The following is a 19,243-nucleotide window of genomic DNA, read 5'->3' on the forward strand; positions in this document are numbered from 1 at the left end:
CAGGCAGGCGATCATGACGGCACACCGGCTATCGCTCATCGCCATCTTCCTGCTGCTTGACGGCTGCGCCGGTTCCGAAAGAAATCCCGACAACCTGCCCTACAAATATTGGCGCCTGGGCTTTCTCGCTCCGGACCATATGGAAGTCTGGGTGGAAACCGCCAATGTGGAAGATATTCGCGAACACAAATTCTTCCACGTAGGCAGCGGCATAGCTGCCGTTCGCACGCCATCTGAAGGCAAAGGAAATGCTGCCGGATGGGGCAAACGCTTCGGCTGGGGCGCGGGCCGCCACGTTAACGGGGCGGACCTGCCCAAGCGCATCTATGTACGCTGGCAGTCGCTCGCTGAGCCACAAACCTACCGGGTCACCCTTGAGATTCCGCTGCACGCACGGCAATTGATGAGTGAGCGGCTCGATCCGCCTTGCCGCACCAGTGACTACCGCCATGCCCTGGCGCTGGGGCTGGCCCCTGGCGGTGTGGTAAGAGGCTGGGTAATGAGCACCTGCGGTGGTCCCATCGAGATTCTACGCGCTCAGGCGGAAATCGAGCCCAAAGGGCCATCCCAAGGCAAGACCGAGGGCCGATACGCACTGCCGTTAGAGCCTGAATCCAAAGCCTACATAGAAAACACGGCATTCCTTACGGATCATGGTGAGCCTGATCATGCGCGGCCTACCGCTCACCCTTGCTCTTCTGCTTCTCTCCAGTTGCGCCAACCCCGACCAGTACGCCGGCAACCTGCCCTATCCTTATTGGCGCCTGGGCTTTCTTGCTCCGGACTATATGGAAGTCTGGGTGGAAACCGCCGATGTGGAAGATGTCCACGGCAACCGCTTTTATCGTATGGGTGGTGGGACGGCATCGATCGCCAAACCAGCAGATGACAGCGGGAACGCCGCAGGCTGGCGTAGCAATTTAGGCTGGGGCGCGGGCCGCCACGTTAACGGAGCCGAGCTACCCAGGCGCATCTATGTACGCTGGCAGTCGCTCGCGGAGCCACAAACCTACCGGGTCACTCTTGAGATTCCTGAGCGTGCGCGGCAATTGATGAGTGAGCGGCTCGACCCGCCCTGCCGCACCAGTGACTACCGCCATGCTCTGGCGCTGGGGCTCGCCCCTGGCGGTGTGGTCAAGGGCTGGGTGATGAGTACCTGCGGCGGGCCCATCGAAGTGCTGCGGGCTCAGGCGGAAATCGAGCTCAAAGGACCATCCCAAGGCAAGACCGGCGGTCGGTACGCATTGCCGTTAGAGCCTGAATCCAAAGCCTACATAGAAAAACACGGCATCCCTTACGGCTCTTGGTAGCTCACACTCTGTGGAACGAAAAAGCCCCGCCGGCAATGCCAAGCGGGGCTTTTTACCCTGGCGGATGCGAATCAGGCGCCGCCGACGCCCCAGATGCCGCTCAGGCTCTGCAACAGCGAGCCGCCCACTCCTTGACTGCCCAAATACTGCAGCAGAATCGGCGCGAACTGACTAACCATGCCGGCATCCATGCCCAGCGCGGAGAATGCCTGGTTGACGTCGCCCAGACTCTGCACGTTGTCCACCGCGGCGGCCGTCTGCGCATTGACACCGGTATCCGACTGACCCAGCAGTCCAGTCAGCGCACCCAGTTGGCCGAGCTGATCCAGCCCGCTGTCGCCGGTGAGTTTGTCGATCCCCGGCACGGATTTGGCCAGCTGGGCGTAATCGTCGCTGCCCAACTGCTGTTTTGCCAGCTGCAACAGCGCACCGCTGCCGCCCAATGCCTGGGTGGGCGTGACGTCCAGCTCGTCGAGCTGACCGATAAGGTTAAGCGCCTGGCCCTGCGACGAGTTCTGCGTGGCGCCGTTGCCGGTGATGCCCGAAACCGCCCGAGCGGCCTCGCCAAGATCGAAGGCGGTGGCCGAGCCGGCAGCCAGACTGAGAGCGACCAGAGCGGCGAAAGAAGGAATGAATTTCATGTTTGCCTCGAAATGAAGGGGGCATCGCCATGTTACCGGCGATGCGGGTCGGTAAGCGTTGCGAGTCAGTTCTTCAGCCGGTAACCCGTCCGGAATATCCACCACACGGCCAGCAGACAGGCCACGAGAAAGCCACAGATCATCGCCAGGCTGATGCCGACGCCAATGTCAGAGACACCGTAGAAGCTCCAACGGAAACCGCTGATCAGGTAGACCACCGGATTGAACAGGGTGATCTTCTGCCACAGCGGCGGCAGCATCTCGATCGAATAGAAGCTGCCGCCGAGAAAGGCCAACGGCATGACGATCAGCGACGGCACGATCTGCAGCTTTTCCCAGCCGTCAGCCCAGATGCCGATGATGAAGCCGAACAGACAAAAGGTCACCGCCGTGAGCACCAGAAATAGCGCCATCATCAGCGGATGCTGGATCTGATAATCGACGAACAGCCGCGCGGTGACCAGAATCACCAAGCCAAGAATGATGGACTTGGTCGCAGCCGCGCCGACGTAGCCGATGACGATCTCCAGATAGGAAACCGGCGCCGACAGGACCTCATAGATGGTCCCGGAATAGCGCGGCATGTAGATGCCAAACGAGGCATTGGAAACACTCTCCGTAAGCAGCGCCATCATGATCAGGCCGGGAATGATGAAAGCACCGTACGGGATACCGTGCATGGCTTCCATCCGCGAACCAATCGCCGAGCCGAACACCACGAAGTACAGCGAAGTGGAGATGACCGGCGTGGCGATGCTCTGCAGCAACGTACGCCAGGTGCGCGCCAGCTCAAATAAGTAAATGGCGCGGATTGCATGGAAGTTCATGTGCGGCTTCCCTTTACCAGGTTGACGAAGATTTCTTCCAGCGAGCTCTGACTCGATTGCAGATCCTTGAAATCGATCCCGTGTGCCGCGAGACGCCTGAGCAGATCGGCGATGCCGGTGTCCTCGTGCTGGGCATCGAAGGTAAAGACCAGTTCGTTGCCGCCGTCGATCAACTCCAGCGGATATCCAGCCAGCTCCGCCGGGATTTCTGCCAGCGGCCGTTGCAGATGCAGCGTCAACTGCTTCTTGCCGAGCTTGTGCATCAGGACGTGCTTGTCCTCGACCAGAATGATCTCGCCCCGGCTGATCACGCCGATGCGATCGGCCATTTCCTCCGCCTCTTCGATGTAGTGCGTGGTGAGGATGATGGTCACGCCGCGCTCACGCAGACCGCGAACCATCTCCCACATGTCCCGGCGCAGCTCGACATCGACGCCTGCGGTGGGCTCGTCGAGAAAAAGAATACTCGGCTCGTGGGACAGCGCCTTGGCGATCATCACCCGGCGCTTCATGCCGCCGGACAGCTCGATGATGCGCGCGCTTTTCTTGTCCCACAGCGACAGGTCGCGCAGCAGCTTTTCCAGATAGGCATCGTCCGGCGCCTTGCCGAACAGGCCGCGGGAGAAGCGCACCGTGGCCCAGACACTCTCGAAGCCTTCGTTGAACAATTCCTGCGGAACCAGACCGATCTTCGAGCGGGCTTGGCGGTAATCGCCAATGATGTCGTAACCATCGACGAGCACCCGCCCGCTACCGGGATTGACGATGCCGCAGATGATGCTGATCAACGTGGTCTTGCCCGCTCCGTTGGGCCCGAGCAGGGCGAAGATTTCGCCCTTGCGAATGTGCAGATCGATCTGCTTGAGCGCCGGATGCCCGGACGCATAAGTCTTGCTCAGCTGTTCGATGGAGATCACGGGTTGCACGGACTGATAACTCCATAAGGATTGACCGGCAATTGTAAGCGCAACTGGTTAGCTCGCTCATTAACCAGATGCTGCGTGGGCTGCGAGGTGATCGCCGGCAGCGTCTGACAGCCATCATAGACAGGAGCCGGACTGGCGAAACCGCGCCATATCGCGCTGCGGACCCACACATTGGAGTGACTTGCGGCACGGTTTGATCGGCCGAGGTCCGACTGCCGAAGACTTTAAGCAGAAATTGTTTACCATGCGCCAGCACCGCCGCCGAGCACAGCGCGACCACGATCTAGTGAGTTGCCAGCCATGCCAAGCGGCTTACCCTGCATTTTTCAATCGAGCAAGGATGCTCCGCCATGTCACGCCTGATCGCGTTAACCCTGCTTCTTTTGACGTCCGCCGTACAGGCCAACTGTCCGGACTGGTCCGAATCACGGGCCACCAACGAGCTCACTGCGCTGACCCAGCAGCTTCGGCTATGGGACGACGCCTATCACGGGCGTGGCATCTCGCTGGTGGACGATGAGCTCTACGACCAATCCCGCAGTCGGTTAAGGGCATGGCAAGCCTGCTTTCCGGGGATCGCCACGGACGCTTCGGATCCGCTGGCCAATAGCGCCGGCCCCATTGAGCACCCCGTTGCTCAGACGGGGCTCACCAAACTGGCCGACGCGGCCTCGGTGCTGGCCTGGATCGAAGCGCGCAACGGCTTGTGGATCCAACCGAAAGTCGATGGCGTCGCGGTCACGTTGCACTACCGGAACGGCCGCCTCGTCCAAGCCATCAGTCGCGGCGATGGCAGCCATGGCCAAGACTGGACCGAGCGGGCCCGGCAACTACCAGCGATACCGCAAAGCCTGGCGAGCGATGGCGAGCTGATTCTGCAAGGCGAGCTTTACTGGCGTCTCGATGCGCATATCCAGATGCAGGCTGGCGGTGTCGGCGCGCGCGGCAAAATTTCCGGCGCCATGGCACGCCAGACCATCGACGACAGCATTGCGGCGCAGATTGGGCTGTTCGTTTGGGACTGGCCGAACGGGCCGGCACGGATGCAGACGCGCCTAGAGGGGCTCTCAGCCCTTGGCTTCAAAGCAAGCGCGGAACTGACCCAGCCAATCGGCGACCTGGCGCAAGCCGAGCGTTGGCGTAATCGCTGGTACCGTTACCCGCTGCCCTTCGCTACCGATGGCGTCGTGCTGCGCCAGGGCACGCGGCCGAACGGCACACGTTGGCAAGCTCAACCGCCGCACTGGGCGGCCGCCTGGAAATATCCGCTTCGCACCGCCCTGGCGCAGGTTCGGCAGGTGCAGTTCACGATCGGCCGCAGCGGCCGAATCACGCCGATTCTGCAGATCGAGCCGGTCCGGCTGGATGATCGCCACATCACCCGCGTCAGCCTCGGCTCCCTCGAACGCTGGCGTGCGGACGACATTCAGCCTGGCGATCAGGTCGCGATCAAGCTCGCCGGACTGACGATTCCACAGCTGGATTCAGTCGTCTTGCGTGCGCAACAGCGGCAGGTGATCAAGGCGCCCGACCCCGCCAACTACCACTGGCAAAGCTGCTGGAACGCCAGCCCTGGCTGCGATCAGCAGTTCGTTGCCCGACTCGCCTGGCTGAGCGGCAAAAAGGGCCTGGACCTGCCGCGCCTTGGGCCGGGCACATGGAAGGCGCTGGTCGATGCAGGCGCGCTTCACGAACTGCTCGGCTGGCTCGATCTCGACGAGGCCGATCTTCATCGGATCCCTGGCATCGGCAAAACCAGCGCCGAAGCACTGATGGCCAGTTATCGACTCGCGCGCGAACGCCCATTCGCCGCCTGGCTGCGAGCAATCGGTCTACCGCCAAGCGGCGGTGCTTTCATCGAGACGGATTGGGAAACCCTCGCGGCCCGAAGCACCGCACAATGGCAGGCCGAGCCCGGAATCGGCGTCACCCGCGCCAACCAGTTGCATGCATTTTTCCGGGAGCCGGAAGTCGTCAAACTGCGTGATCGGCTACGCAACGCCGGGATAGCCGGTTTCTGACGGCACTTAGCCGGCTCGACTCAGTCAGAAGATCAACAATAAGAAAGGAGTTCCCATGTTCCGGCGAAGCATTCTCTCGCTGCTGCTCTTCGGCCTTTGCACTACGCAGCCATCCATTGCAGCACCGCAACCGGCGGAAGCCTGCCGTGACGCGCGCAAAATCCTTGGCGAGCAGATTCAGGATGCCCGCCTCAAGGGCGAGGACGCTCATCGCCGGGCGCTCGAAGAGCGCGTGACGAGCCTTAATGAACGCTGCCGCGGCATGGTCCCGATCCAACCCAACCATGCAGAGGTGGAACGGGCGACTCGACTAGCCAGCGAGCGGGAAGCGCAGCTGCGCGAAGCGCTCGGAACGGGTGATGCGCAAATGATTGAACTGCATAAACGACGCCTGGATCAGGCTCGGGAAGAGCTCGAAGCGGCCAAGCGCTGAATGCAAAAGAGGCCTGATCAAGGCCCGTATCAATACGCACGAAACTCCTTGTGGCAAGCCTCGCAGGCATCCTCCACACGCTGAAAAGCCGGCGTGACGCTCTCGGTGGTCAGCGGCTTCTGAGCCGTCGCGGCGACCAGCGCGGCGGTATGCGCTTCCAGCTCGCGGGCCAGTTGATTGAAACGCTCTTGCTTGTGCCAGACGTCCTCGCGAGCATCGCTCTGCTCTTCCTTGACCTCCGGATAATGCTGCCAGGGTTGCCGCGACAGCTCGTCCAGCTTTGCCGCGCCGCTGGTAAAGCTCTGCGAATCGAACGGCAGCCGGCCTCGCAGCATGCCGCCAAGGTCTTCCTTGGTATCGAGCATCTGCTGATAAATGGCCTTGCGCTTGCCGAGCGGCGAGTCGGGATCGATGCGATCACAGCCGGCCAATGCGAAAACGGCGACCAGCAACACACTCAACGGGATCAGCTTCATGGTTCAACCACTCGAAACACGACGGCTGGCGATTATCCCCGCAAGCGGCTGTTTCACCAAACGTCCGCTACTGCGACCATTCACCGCCCGCGCTTTCGCAGTCGATCTTGGCCTGCGCGCGATCAGTCGATTCGTAGTTGTATGTCACGATGCGCGCGTCTTCAGGCAGGGTCGTTGGCGCTGGCGAGCCGTCCGCCTGCGTACCAGTGGCGCGTTCGTTGGCCAGCGTCTCCGGCGTGATCGCTGCGGTGCATACACCGAAATGGCCAGACGGGCAGCTGTCGCGGATTTCACGCTGGGAATTCTTAACCGCCTCGGTGTCACTGCAAACCCAGTCAAGGGCTTCAACATCCAGCCCCTGGAATTCGAAGCACTTTTCGGTGACCACCGGCGGCGGCACGGCGCCCGAGGTTTCGGCTTTGACATAACAGGAATTGGCCGCCACTGGCAGGCTCAACGCAGCGATAGATGCAAGCAGAACAGAACGGAACAAGAGGTTCATGTTGGCAGCTCCTGTAGATCGTCGCCCGGCGAGGCTCACCGAACCTTCAGGTTCGACCACCGTGGTCCTGATGGAGTTCGGCAAACGGACGGCGCATCGGCGCGCGAGCCATGTATCGAATCGCGCTATGGGGCCAAGAACCCCGCCAGCATGCGCCGCGCCGGGCTTGGGATTACTCGCGGTCGCGGCTATAATCGCCGGGTTTCACGCGGTCGACACTGTTCGACCGTGCCCGCCACCTGTCCGAGGGGCGCTGCAGCAGGTTTTGATAACTGTTTGGATCTTGCAAGCCACGCTGTTTACCTGGCGCGCCGCAGCAGATCCAATCAAGCATCACCTGTCAGGCTCGGATGGGGCGTTAACCATACGCATCAACGGCGCCCATTCGCACAAAACGAATGGAGAACTCTTCATGAGCGCTGTCATGACGCCTGCCGGTTTCACTGATTTCAAGGTCGCCGACATTTCTTTGGCTGACTGGGGTCGCCGCGAGATCATCATCGCCGAATCGGAAATGCCCGCACTGATGGGCCTGCGCCGCAAGTACGCCGGCGAGCAGCCGCTCAAAGGCGCGAAGATCCTCGGCTGCATCCACATGACCATCCAGACTGCCGTACTGATCGAGACGCTAACCGCCCTTGGCGCCGAAGTACGCTGGTCCAGCTGCAATATCTTCTCTACCCAGGACCAGGCCGCTGCAGCCATCGCCGCCGCCGGCATCCCGGTATTCGCCTGGAAAGGCGAGACCGAAGAAGAATACGAATGGTGCATCGAGCAGACCATCCTCAAGGACGGCCAGCCTTGGGACGCCAACATGATCCTCGACGACGGCGGCGATTTGACCCAGATCCTGCACGATAAATTTCCGCAGGCGCTCGAGCGCATCCACGGCGTTACTGAGGAAACCACCACTGGCGTGCATCGCCTGCAGGACATGCTGAAGAAAGGCACCCTGAAGATCCCGGCGATCAACGTCAACGACTCGGTCACCAAGAGCAAGAACGACAACAAGTACGGCTGCCGTCACAGCCTCAACGACGCCATCAAGCGTGCCACCGACCATCTGCTGTCGGGCAAGCAGGCGCTGGTGATCGGCTACGGTGACGTAGGCAAGGGCTCGGCGCAGTCGCTGCGCCAGGAAGGCATGATCGTCAAGGTCTCGGAAGTCGACCCGATCTGCGCCATGCAGGCCTGCATGGACGGCTTCGAGCTGGTCTCCCCGTATAACAACGGCATCAATGACGGCACCGACGCCTGTATCGACGCCGCTCTGCTGGGCAAGATCGACCTGATCGTCACCACGACCGGCAACGCCAACGTCTGCGACGCGGGCATGCTCAAGGCGCTGAAGAAGCGCGCCGTGGTCTGCAACATCGGTCACTTCGACAACGAGATCGACACCGCCTTCATGCGCAAGAACTGGGCCTGGGAAGAGGTCAAGCCGCAGGTGCACAAGATCCACCGCACCGGCGCCGGCAGCTTCGATGCACAGAACGACGACTACCTGATCCTGCTCGCCGAAGGCCGCCTGGTGAACCTGGGCAACGCCACCGGTCACCCGAGCCGCATCATGGACGGCTCCTTCGCCAACCAGGTGCTGGCGCAAATCCACCTGTTCAACGAGAAGTTCGCCGACCTGCCGGTCGTGGAAAAGACCAAGAACGTCACCGTCATGGTCCTGCCGAAGAAGCTCGACGAGGAAGTCGCGGCTGAAATGGTCCGTGGCTTCGGCGGGGTGATCACCCAGCTGACGCCGAAGCAGGCCGAGTACATCGGCGTCGAGGTTGAAGGGCCGTTCAAGCCGGACAGCTATCGGTATTAATAGCTGGAAGTTGGAAGCCAGAAGTAGTCGGGGAGTTCCCGCTGCTTTGGCTTCCAGCTTCAGGCTTCAAGCTTGGTAAAAATAAATGACTTCTCTGAATCGCCCCTCCATCAGCTTCGAGTTCTTCCCCACCAAGACCGAAGCCGGGCATGAAAAACTGTTGGCCACCGCACGGCGACTGGCCGAGTACAAGCCGGACTTCTTCTCCTGCACCTATGGCGCTGGCGGCTCGACCCGCGATCGCACGCTGAACACCGTATTGCAGCTCGACGGCGAGGTGAAGGTGCCGACGGCGCCGCACCTGTCCTGCGTGGGCGACAGCAAGCAGGAGCTGCGCGAGCTGCTGAATCTCTACAAGGAAGCAGGCATCAAACGCATCGTCGCGCTACGGGGCGACCTGCCGTCGGGCATGGGCATGGCCAGCGGCGAGCTGCGCTACGCCAACGAACTGGTGGAATTCATTCGCGCCGAAACGGGCGATCACTTCCACATCGAAATCGCTGCCTACCCGGAGATGCATCCGCAGGCGCGCAATTTCGAGGACGACCTGGCCAACTTCGTGCGCAAGGCCAAGGCCGGCGCGAGCAGTGCCATTACCCAGTACTTCTTCAACGCTGACTGCTACTTCTACTTCGTCGAGCGGGTGCGCAAGCTGGGTGTGGAGACGCCGATCGTGCCGGGCATCATGCCGATCACCAACTACAGCAAACTGGCGCGCTTCTCCGACGCCTGCGGCGCGGAAATCCCGCGCTGGGTGCGCAAGCAGCTGGAGTCCTATGGTGATGACATGCCCAGCATCCAGGCCTTCGGCGAGCAGGTCATCAGCGAGATGTCCGAGAAGCTGCTCGCTGGCGGCGCGCCGGGTCTGCACTTCTACACGCTGAACCAGGCCGAGCCGAGCCTGGCGATCTGGGACAACCTCGGGCTGTCCCGCTGATCACTTCGCCAGCTCCCTGCGAAACAGGGAGCTGGCCAATGAACCTGCGAACTGCCACACTGTCCCACCAATGCGGCGTTAACAAGCTCTGTTATACTCCGCGTTTCCGCCAGGCTTACGTCCGGATGTCGGCATTCTCCCAAATGCGACAGGACCGGACGGGATCGCACGCCAGTCGCGATTCGGGCCAGGCATGACCATCCCGGGGCTTCGCCCTCTACAAGACAGGATTACTCATGTCCTTTGCTTCCCTCGGTCTCTCCGAGGCTTTAGCCGGTGCCGTCGAGGCCGCTGGCTATACCCAGCCTACACCAGTGCAACAGCGGGCCATTCCCGCCGTGTTGCAAGGACGCGACCTGATGGTCGCCGCACAGACAGGCACCGGTAAGACCGGTGGGTTCGCCCTTCCTGTACTCGAATTGCTGTTTCCCGGCGGTCATCCAGACCGGGAACACCGCCACGGACCGCGCCAACCCCGCGTGCTGGTGCTGACACCGACCCGCGAACTCGCCGCGCAGGTGCACGACAGTTTCAAGGTCTACGCCCGCGATCTGCCGCTGAAAAGCGCAGTAATCTTCGGTGGCGTCGGCATGAATCCGCAGGTCCAGGCTATCGCCAAGGGCCTCGACGTGCTCGTGGCTTGCCCGGGCCGCCTGCTCGATCTGGCCAACCAGAAGGCCGTTGATCTCGGCCACGTGGAAATCCTCGTCCTCGATGAAGCCGACCGCATGCTCGACATGGGCTTCATCCATGACGTCAAGAAGGTGCTGGCCAAGCTGCCCGCCAAGCGGCAGAACCTGCTGTTCTCGGCAACCTTCTCCAAGGACATCACCGACCTGGCCGGCAAGCTGCTGCACGAGCCGGAGCGCATCGAGGTCACGCCGCCGAATACCACGGTCGAGCGCATCGAGCAGCGCGTGTTCCGCATCGCCTCCAGCCACAAGCGCGCGCTGCTTGCGCACCTGATCACTCAGGGCGCCTGGGAACAGGTGCTGGTGTTCACCCGTACCAAGCATGGCGCCAACCGCCTTGCCGAATACCTCGACAAGCACGGTCTGCCGGCTGTCGCGATTCACGGCAACAAGAGCCAGAACGCTAGGACCAAGGCACTGGCTGACTTCAAAGCCAATCAGGTAAGAATTCTGGTCGCCACCGATATCGCCGCTCGCGGCCTGGATATCGATCAGCTACCACATGTGGTCAACTTCGAGCTGCCCAACGTCGAGGAGGACTATGTCCACCGCATCGGCCGTACCGGCCGTGCCGGACGCAGCGGTGAGGCTATTTCGCTGGTCGCGCCGGACGAGGAAAAGCTGCTCAAGGGCATCGAGCGGATGACCAAGCAGAGGATTCCGGATGGCGACCTGATGGGCTTCGACGCGAGCACCATCGAGGCGGAAAAACCCGAAGTGCGCGAAGCGCGTCAGCCGCGACCAGCACGCAGCGGCGAGCGCAAGCCGCGTGCAGCCAAGGCGGCCGAAACCAGTGCTGAGCCAAAAGACCGTGAGCGCAACCGCCGCGGTCGGAACAAACCGCGCAACGCCAATGCCAGCCAAGGCTCGGCGACAGCAGAGGCCGCCACTACACCGGCCAATCGTCCTCCGCGCCTGCCCAGTGACCGTGATCCAGAAGTGTTTCTCGATGACGATCTGGACAACTTCGGCAATCGCGTCGATTACGTCAGCCCTTACCAGAACAAACAGGGCCGTGGCCGCCGCCCGGGCGCTCCCGCGCAACCCGGCACCGGCCAACCTCGTGCTGCGGCAGGGCCGCGCGGCGGCGGTGCGGGCTCGCCAGGCGCCGCCAGCAAAGGCAAACGGAAGCCAGGCCAACCCCGCGGCGAAGGTCAACCACGACGCAAGAACGAAGGACGTCGGATCGACAACGATAGCCGTGCCCGTCAGGATGTCGCGGCCAAGCCGAAGGAAAAGCAGCCAGTGATCATCCATAAGGAATCGAAACTCGATCGATTGCCAAGCGTGGAGCAACTGGATCAGCTTCCGACAAAGCCCCGCGGCGAGAAGCCCGCGTTGCTGACCCGCAATCGCTGATTCGGGACGCTAAACAAGAACGCCGCCCTTCGGGGCGGCGTTCTTGTTTGTACAGCGGTGGGTAGGTGTCCGGCGGGCGCTGGCGCCCACCGAAGACGATCAGCCTTCGCCGGGAATCGGCTCGGCTTGCACGTCCCAACCGCCACCCAATGCCTTGAACAGATTGACCTCGCTGATCATCTGCGCCAGACGATCAGCGATGTACTGCTGCTGCACGTCGAACAGCTGGCGCTGAGCGTCGAGCAAGGTCAGGTAGCTATCCACGCCGGTGCGGTAACGTCGTTCCGCCAGGCGGAAATAATCTTCACTGGTATCCAGCAAGTCACGTTGAGCCTGGACCTGACGGGTATAGGTCGCCTGGGCGGCCAAGCCATCGGACACCTCACGAAATGCGGTCTGGATGGCCGTCTCGTACTGTGCAACCTGGATGTTACGGCTGATTTCCGCGTAATCGAGATTGGCGCGCAACTGCCCGGCATTGAAGATGGGCACACTGATGCTCGGCGAGAACGTCCAATAGCTGGAGCCACCATCAAACAAGCCGGATAGCTCGCTGCTCGCCGTACCCGCCGCGCCGGTCAGGCTGATACGCGGAAAAAACGCCGCTCGGGCCGCGCCAATATTCGCATTTGCCGCCCTGAGCTGACGCTCGGCCTGAATGATGTCGGGACGCTTGTAGAGCAGGTCGGAAGGCAGGCCGATTGGCAGCACCGCCAGTTGCTCGCGTTCCAGATCGCCGGCAGCCGGAAGGCCGACGGGAATGTTCTGACCGAGAAGCAGGGTCAGCGCGTTACGGTCCTGAGCGACCTGGCGGGTGTACTGTTCGATGCGCACCCGCGCCGTATCCACCGCACTGCGGGCCTGGCTGAGCTCAAGCGCCGAAGCGACGCCCACATCGAAGCTGTGCTGCGTCAATCCGAGGCTCTGCTCGTAGGTCTTCAGCGTGTCGCGGCTGACCTGAAGCAGGGCCTGATCAGCCTGCAGGGTCAACCAGGCGTTGGCGACACTGGCGATCAGGCTGATCTGCGTGCTGCGCTGCGCCGCTTCGGTCGCGAAGTATTCCTGCAGCGCCTGCTCACGCAGGCTGTCGAGACGGCCAAACAGATCCAGCTCCCAGGAGACGCCGAACGTCGCGCTGTACTGACTGCTGATGCCGCTCTGCCCGGTCTGGTTGAGATCGCCAGGTGTACGGGTGCGACTGCCGCTACCGTCGGCACTTACCAGCGGCAGCAGATCGGCGCGCTGGATGCGATACAACGCGCGATAAGCGTCGACGTTAAGTGCCGCGACCCGTAGATCACGGTTATTTCCCAGCGCCACTTCGATCAGCTGGCGCAGCGCGGGATCGCGGAAAAACGCTTCCCAGCCCAGATTGATCTGCTCCTGGGTCGCAGCAGATGTGCCCTCATAGGCTTCGCCTTCCGGCCAGCTGGCCGCCGTGGGCGCATCAGGGCGCTGATATTCGGGAATCAACGAGCAACCACTAAGCGCTGTCAGCAGTGCCAGGGCCAATACCGACTTGTTCATTGCGCATCTCCCTTCGGTTCTTCAGTAGCGTTTTTTTTACGCTCGCCCAGTGAAGACACCAGAACATAGAACAGCGGCACCCAGAAAATGACCAGCACCGTAGCCGTCACCATGCCGCCGATGACACCCGTACCGATAGCATGCGAACTGCCAGCGCCCGCACCGCTCGCCAACGCCAGCGGTACCACGCCAAGGGTGAAGGCCAGCGAGGTCATGATGATTGGGCGCAGGCGCATGCGGCATGCCTGGACCGCCGCATCGAAGCGACTCATGCCTTGTTCGTGCAGATCCTTGGCGAACTCGACGATCAGAATCGCGTTCTTCGCGGTCAGACCGATGGTCGTCAGCAGACCCACCTGAAAGAACACGTCATTGGACAAACCGCGGCCCAGGGTCGCAAGCAGTGCGCCGATGACACCCAGCGGGACCACCAGCATCACCGCGAACGGAATCGACCAGCTTTCATAGAGCGCCGCCAGACAGAGGAACACCACCAGCAGCGACAGCGCGTAGAGCGCCGGCGCCTGATCGCCGGACAGGCGCTCCTCATAGGACAGTCCCGTCCAGGACACACCTACGCCTGACGGTAGCTGTTGCGCGAGGCGCTCGACCTCGGCCATCGCGTCACCCGTACTGTAACCCGGGGCCGCCTCACCGAGGATCTCCATCGCCGAAACGCCGTTGTAGCGCGACAGCTTGGGAGAGCCATAAACCCATTTGCCGCTACCGAACGCGCTGAACGGCACCATTTCGCCTTGATCGTTGCGCACGAACCACTTGTCAAAGTCCTCCGGCCCCATGCGCGAAGGCGCCGCGCCCTGCATGTAGACCTTCTTCACCCGACCGCGATCGATGAAGTCGTTGACATAGCTCGACCCCCAGCCAATCGACAGTGCGCTGTTGATCTGGTCCAGGGAGATACCCAGCGTCCGGGCCTTCTCGTCATCGATCAGCAGCTGATACTGCGGCTCGTCGTTCAGGCCGTTCGGGCGTACCGCCTGCAGCACGGGGCTCTGCGCAGCCATCCCGAGGAACTGATTGCGCGCAGCCATCAGGGCTTCATGACCAAGGCCGGCACGGTCCTGGAGGAAGAAGTTGAAGCCGGTGGCATTGCCGAGCTCCATGACCGCAGGCGGCGCGAAGGCGAACACCTGTGCATCACGATAAATGGCGAAATGCTGCTGGGCGCGCTGCGCCAGAGCGAAGACGCTGTCCTCGGCGTCCGGACGCTCGTCCCAGGGCTTGAGTCCGATGAACGCCAATGCCGAATTCTGGCCGCGGCCGGCGAAGTTGAAGCCGGTGACGGTAAACACCGAGTTGACCACTTCACTTTCTTCGGTCAGCAGGTATTCGCGCATCGCATCGACGGTCTGCTGGGTACGCTCGGCGGTCGAGCCCACCGGCGTCTGCACCTGGGCAAACAGCACGCCCTGATCTTCGTCCGGCAGGAACGCGCTGGGCAGACGACTGAACAGCACCGCCAGCGCCGCAACGATGACCAGATACAGAATGATGAAGGGAATCTTGCGCTTCAGTACCGCAACGACTCCCTTCTCGTAGCGATTCACGCCGCGATCGAAGGTGCGGTTGAACCAACCGAAGAAGCCGCGCTTTTCGTGATGATGGCCCTTCTCGATCGGCTTGAGCATGGTCGCGCAAAGCGCTGGAGTGAAAATCAGCGCAACCAGTACCGACAGGGTCATCGCGGAGGCGATGGTGATCGAGAACTGTCGGTAGATGACGCCCGTAGAGCCGCCAAAGAAGGCCATCGGCAGGAACACGGCCGAAAGGACCAGACCGATACCGATCAGCGCGCCCTGGATCTGGCCCATGGATTTGCGTGTCGCTTCCAGCGGCGACAGCCCCTCCTCGGCCATTACCCGTTCGACGTTTTCCACCACGACGATGGCGTCGTCCACCAACAGGCCGATCGCCAAAACCATGGCGAACATGGTCAGGGTATTAACGCTGAAGCCGAACACTGCCAGCAGGCCGAACGTACCCAGCAGTACCACCGGCACCGCCAGCGTCGGAATCAACGTCGCGCGGAAATTCTGCAGGAACAGATACATCACCAGGAACACCAGCACGATGGCTTCGAACAGGGTGTGCACCACGTTGGTAATGGACGTCGAGACTACCGGGGACGTGTCGTACGGATAGACGATTTCCATCCCTGCGGGGAAGAACGGCTGCAAGTCACTGATGGTCTGGCGCACCGCTTTGGCGGTATCCAGCGCGTTGGCGCCGGTGGCCAGTTTGATGCCGATACCGGCAGCCGGCATGCCGTTATAAAGCGCGGTGATGGCGGCGCGCTCGGCGCCCAGCTCGACTCTGGCAACGTCTTTCAGGCGAACCTGAGAACCGTCGCCGTTGACCTTCAGCAGAATTTCGCGGAACTGCTCGGGCGTTTGCAGCCGTGTCTTGCCGATGATGGTAGCGCTCAGTTGCTGCCCGGGAACCGCCGGCAATCCACCAAATTGACCGGCGGAGACCTGTACGTTCTGGGTGCGGATCGCATTGGCGACGTCGGTCGGCGTGAGCTGGAAGTTGTTCAGCTTGGCCGGATCCAGCCAGATGCGCATGGCGTACTGCGAACCGAACACCTGGAAGTCGCCTACACCATTGGTACGCGACAAGGGGTCCTGGATGTTGGAGACGATATAGTCGGCCAGGTCGCTCTGGTTCATGCTGCCGTCCGCCGAGACGACGCCGACCACCATCAGGAAGTTTCGAACGGCCTTGGTTACGCGGATGCCCTGTTGCTGCACTTCCTGCGGCAGCAGGGGCGTGGCGAGCTGCAGCTTGTTCTGCACCTGAACCTGGGCGATGTCCGGATCGGTGCCCTGGTTGAAGGTAATGGTGATCGTCATGCTGCCGTCGGAGTTGCTCTCCGAGGAGATGTAGCGCAGACCGTCGATACCGTTCATCTGCTGTTCGATGACCTGCACCACGGTGTCTTGGACCGTCTGTGCCGAGGCGCCGGGATAGCTCACGGAAATGCCGACCGCAGGTGGAGCAATGCTGGGGTACTGGTTGACCGGAAGACCCAGGATCGCCAGCCCCCCGGCGAGCATGATCACCAGGGCAATTACCCAGGCGAAGATGGGACGATCGATAAAGAATCTGGACATTAGGTGATAATCCTTGGCTCAGCCTTACTGGGCTTGTGGCTGGGCAGACGCAACGTTTGAAGCTGGCACGACTTTGACTTCGATACCAGGCTGAATGAACTGCAGCCCCTCGGTTATCAGGCGATCACCGGCATTCAACCCTTCATTGATCAACCAGCGATTACCAACGGTACGAGAAGCCACGACCTGGCGGAGCTCGACCTTGTTGTCCGCGTTGACGACCAGTGCCGTCGCATTGCCATTGGGCGTACGGGTAATGCCCTGCTGCGGCGCCAGGATGGCTTCGCTTTTCACCCCAGCGACCAGCTGCGCATGGACGAACATGCCGGGCAGCAGCACTTTGTCGGGGTTTGGGAACACGGCGCGAAGCACCACGGAACCGGTGCCGGCATCCACGGATACTTCAGAAAATTCGAGCGTGCCTTCGTGGCTGTACTCGGTGCCGTCTTCCAGCGTCAGCGTCACCTTGGCGGCGTTCTCACCGGCTTTTTCCAAGCGGCCTTCCGCCAGATCGCGGCGCAGATTGAGCAGTTCCCGGGCCGGCTGGGTCACATCGACATAGATTGGATCCAGTTGCTGGATGATCGCCATCTCCTGAGCCTGGCCATTATTCACCAGCGCACCCTCAGTAACAGCCGAGCGGCCTATGCGTCCCGAAATCGGTGCCAGCACCTTTGTATAGCGCAGATTGATGCGCGCCTGTTCCAGATTGGCTTCGGCTTGCAGGCTGGCCGCCCGCGCCTCGTCGTAGGCCTGCTTGCTCACCGCTTGCTCTTCGACCAGCAACGCGTAGCGATCGGATAGCGACTTGGCAGAGGCCAGGCTGGCCTGGGCACTCTTGTATGCAGCCTGATAGACCGAATCATCGATCTGGTAGAGCTGCTGTCCGGCCTTGACGTCACGGCCCTCGGTGAACAAGCGCTTCTGAATGATCCCATCTACCTGAGGTCGAACTTCAGCGATACGATAGGGTTGAGCCCGACCGGGCAGCTCGGTAGTCAGCGCAAAAGATTCCGCCTCGAGCGTCACCACTCCGACTTGAGGCGTCTCCTGCGCGGCAGGTGCCGCAGCCTGTTCGTCCTGGCAGCCTACGAGCAGTGTTGCCACGGCGAAAAGAGAGATCAGTGCAGCGCTGGCCGACTTGATGGACATTGGGAACCTCGTTGAACAGGCAAACCAGGGAAGCGGGCGCCCCTGGGCCAGATAATGATGGCAGAATGCGGCGAATATACTTACATGCACGACTGTTTGTAAATAGCGATAGTGCTTTAACCCCGGCTACAGCAGCCCATACAAGTTACCTGTAACCTGCTTCTGGCCGCCCCGCACGCTGGCCGGAAAAGCAAAACGCCGGCTTGCGCCGGCGTTGGTTTACACGCGCTCTATTACTGACGAACACCTTCGACCGAGATGATCAGATCCACGGTCTGCGATGCCGGACCCAGGTCCATCTTGATGTCGAAATCTTTCAGTTTCAAGGTCGTGGCACCTTCGAAACCCGCGCGATAGCCGCCCCATGGATCCTTACCTTCACCAATGAACTTGGCAGCGATCACGACCGGCTTGGTCACGCCATTAAGGGTCAGGTCGCCCGTGATATCGGCAGTACCTTCGCCAGTCGACTTCACCGAAGTGGACTCGAAGGTCGCGGTCGGGTGCTCGGAGACATTGAGGAAGTCTTCGCTGCGCAGGTGCTTGTCGCGCTCGGCATGGTTCGAGTCGACGCTGGCGGTCTGCAGAGTCACCTCGACCTTGCTGGCTTCCGGCTGCGCGGCATCGAAGCTGAAGCTGCCCTCGAAATCCTTGAAGGTGCCCCATAGCCAGCTGTAGCCAAGGTGGCTGATTTTGAAATTGACGAAGGCATGCTGGCCTTCCTTATCGATCACATAGTCGGCGGCCATCGCCTGTCCGGCGAAAAGCATCGAACCCAGGGCAAGTGCAGCAAAGGTTTTCTTGAGCATAGGAATTCTCCTTTGAGTGAGATTAGTCATCGGCGCGGCCGAACATCCGTTTCAGAGTCGGATCGCGATCGATGAAGTGGTGCTTGATTGCCGCCAGGGCATGCAGACCGGAAAAGATCAGCAGGCCCCAGGCCAGATATTCATGAACCAGGCCGGCGATATCCTCCTGTTTCGGAATCGAAGTGATCAGCGCCGGCACCTCGAACCAACCGAATACTCCGATTGGTCGCCCATCGGCAGTGGAAATCAGGTAACCGGAAATCATCAGGGCGAACAAACCGATATAGAGGACGCCATGTCCCAACTTCGTCGCAAGACGTGTCATACGGCCATGGCTCTGCAACGGAGCGGGGCCGTCGCTGACGAATCGCCAGATGACCCGAACCACCATCAGAGCAAGCAGCAATAGTCCGACACTTTTGTGAATATCCGGAGCGGTGCGGTACCAGCTGCTGTAATAGGTCAGCCCGACCATCCAGTAACCCAACGCGAACAATCCAACCATGGCAATCGCAACCAGCCAATGCAGCAGGATGCTGACGAGGCCATAGTTGGTGGATGAGTTTCGCCATTGCATCGACGGGTCTCCGGAATTGAGGTGAGACAAGCCTAACGAGTAACCGATCGAAGTAGAGCGTATTTTTTCGTTGCAAAATATCGAACGGGTTGATGTTT

16 protein-coding genes, 1 pseudogene and 1 riboswitch are annotated in these 19,243 nt (G+C 61.2%); of the genes and pseudogenes, 7 read left to right on the top strand and 10 right to left on the bottom strand.

All coding sequences use genetic code 11. The annotated features are described in order from the left end of the window. Positions 1-13 precede the first annotated feature (13 nt). Together V6943_RS02430 and V6943_RS02435 are read left to right on the top strand one after the other, a co-directional pair. Positions 14-660 (top strand): annotated as a pseudogene (locus V6943_RS02430) (DUF2931 family protein). After that, positions 654-1,310 carry a DUF2931 family protein gene (locus V6943_RS02435; protein WP_340552511.1) on the top strand — a complete coding sequence of 219 codons (657 nt, stop codon included), beginning with the start codon at positions 654-656 and terminating at the stop codon, positions 1,308-1,310. Before V6943_RS02430 ends, V6943_RS02435 begins: the two are co-directional and overlap by 7 nt. 71 nt (positions 1,311-1,381) lie before the next feature. Here the strand turns inward: V6943_RS02435 and V6943_RS02440 are convergent, their stop codons facing one another. From V6943_RS02440 to V6943_RS02450, 3 genes are all read right to left on the bottom strand, one after another. Next, positions 1,382-1,951, bottom strand: coding sequence for a DUF2780 domain-containing protein (locus V6943_RS02440; RefSeq protein WP_340552512.1), 570 nt, complete (start codon positions 1,949-1,951; stop codon positions 1,382-1,384). A gap of 65 nt (positions 1,952-2,016) precedes the next feature. Then, a complete protein-coding gene (locus V6943_RS02445) occupies positions 2,017-2,778 on the bottom strand; it encodes an ABC transporter permease (RefSeq protein ID WP_340552513.1) in 762 nt (253 codons plus the stop codon). Next, complete coding sequence (locus tag V6943_RS02450) at positions 2,775-3,704, bottom strand: ATP-binding cassette domain-containing protein (protein WP_181099571.1); 930 nt, start codon at positions 3,702-3,704, stop codon at positions 2,775-2,777. Before V6943_RS02450 ends, V6943_RS02445 begins: the two co-directional genes overlap by 4 nt. Positions 3,705-4,054: 350 nt before the next feature. Between V6943_RS02450 and ligB the strand changes: the two genes are divergently transcribed. Further along, positions 4,055-5,725, top strand: a complete 1,671-nt coding sequence (ligB, locus tag V6943_RS02455) for an NAD-dependent DNA ligase LigB (protein WP_340552514.1) — start codon at positions 4,055-4,057, stop codon at positions 5,723-5,725. Positions 5,726-5,780: 55 nt separating this feature from the next. Next, positions 5,781-6,158, top strand: a complete 378-nt coding sequence (locus V6943_RS02460) for a DUF1090 family protein (RefSeq protein ID WP_340552515.1) — start codon at positions 5,781-5,783, stop codon at positions 6,156-6,158. Positions 6,159-6,187: 29 nt separating this feature from the next. Here V6943_RS02460 and V6943_RS02465 read toward each other — a convergent pair whose 3' ends face one another. Further along, on the bottom strand, positions 6,188-6,634 hold the full coding sequence (locus tag V6943_RS02465; protein ID WP_197444896.1) for a c-type cytochrome: 447 nt from the start codon (positions 6,632-6,634) through the stop codon (positions 6,188-6,190). A gap of 67 nt (positions 6,635-6,701) precedes the next feature. Continuing rightward, positions 6,702-7,136: a hypothetical protein gene (locus V6943_RS02470; protein WP_181099560.1), complete on the bottom strand. Its 435-nt coding sequence runs from the start codon at positions 7,134-7,136 to the stop codon at positions 6,702-6,704. 239 nt (positions 7,137-7,375) lie between these two features. Next, positions 7,376-7,526: riboswitch (S-adenosyl-L-homocysteine riboswitch) on the top strand. A gap of 22 nt (positions 7,527-7,548) precedes the next feature. Between V6943_RS02470 and ahcY the strand changes: the two genes are divergently transcribed. The 3 genes from ahcY (at position 7,549) to V6943_RS02485 (ending at position 11,946) form a co-directional block, all read left to right on the top strand. Further along, on the top strand, positions 7,549-8,958 hold the full coding sequence (gene ahcY, locus V6943_RS02475; protein ID WP_197444895.1) for an adenosylhomocysteinase: 1,410 nt from the start codon (positions 7,549-7,551) through the stop codon (positions 8,956-8,958). 85 nt (positions 8,959-9,043) lie between these two features. Next, positions 9,044-9,895 (top strand): methylenetetrahydrofolate reductase [NAD(P)H], encoded by an 852-nt coding sequence (gene metF / locus V6943_RS02480; protein WP_197444894.1) that lies wholly within the window; start codon positions 9,044-9,046, stop codon positions 9,893-9,895. 236 nt (positions 9,896-10,131) lie between these two features. Then, positions 10,132-11,946: a DEAD/DEAH box helicase gene (locus V6943_RS02485; RefSeq protein ID WP_181099555.1), complete on the top strand. Its 1,815-nt coding sequence runs from the start codon at positions 10,132-10,134 to the stop codon at positions 11,944-11,946. A 99-nt stretch (positions 11,947-12,045) separates the two neighbouring features. On the opposite strand, the gene adeC is transcribed toward V6943_RS02485, so the two are convergent. The 5 genes from adeC to V6943_RS02510 form a co-directional block, all read right to left on the bottom strand. Continuing rightward, complete coding sequence (adeC, locus tag V6943_RS02490; protein ID WP_340552516.1) at positions 12,046-13,473, bottom strand: AdeC/AdeK/OprM family multidrug efflux complex outer membrane factor; 1,428 nt, start codon at positions 13,471-13,473, stop codon at positions 12,046-12,048. Next, the gene (locus V6943_RS02495) at positions 13,470-16,607 is read right to left on the bottom strand and encodes an efflux RND transporter permease subunit (RefSeq protein ID WP_340552517.1); all 3,138 of its coding nucleotides are present in this window, start codon (positions 16,605-16,607) and stop codon (positions 13,470-13,472) included. Before V6943_RS02495 ends, adeC begins: the two co-directional genes overlap by 4 nt. Positions 16,608-16,631: 24 nt before the next feature. Further along, a complete protein-coding gene (locus V6943_RS02500) occupies positions 16,632-17,759 on the bottom strand; it encodes an efflux RND transporter periplasmic adaptor subunit (RefSeq protein WP_340552518.1) in 1,128 nt (375 codons plus the stop codon). A gap of 233 nt (positions 17,760-17,992) precedes the next feature. Continuing rightward, positions 17,993-18,568 carry a YceI family protein gene (locus V6943_RS02505; protein ID WP_340552519.1) on the bottom strand — a complete coding sequence of 192 codons (576 nt, stop codon included), beginning with the start codon at positions 18,566-18,568 and terminating at the stop codon, positions 17,993-17,995. 22 nt (positions 18,569-18,590) lie between these two features. Continuing rightward, positions 18,591-19,145: a cytochrome b gene (locus V6943_RS02510; protein WP_340552520.1), complete on the bottom strand. Its 555-nt coding sequence runs from the start codon at positions 19,143-19,145 to the stop codon at positions 18,591-18,593. Positions 19,146-19,243: the final 98 nt, after the last annotated feature.

This window comes from Pseudomonas sp. CBC3 (genome assembly GCF_037967085.1).
GTDB lineage: Bacteria > Pseudomonadota > Gammaproteobacteria > Pseudomonadales > Pseudomonadaceae > Stutzerimonas.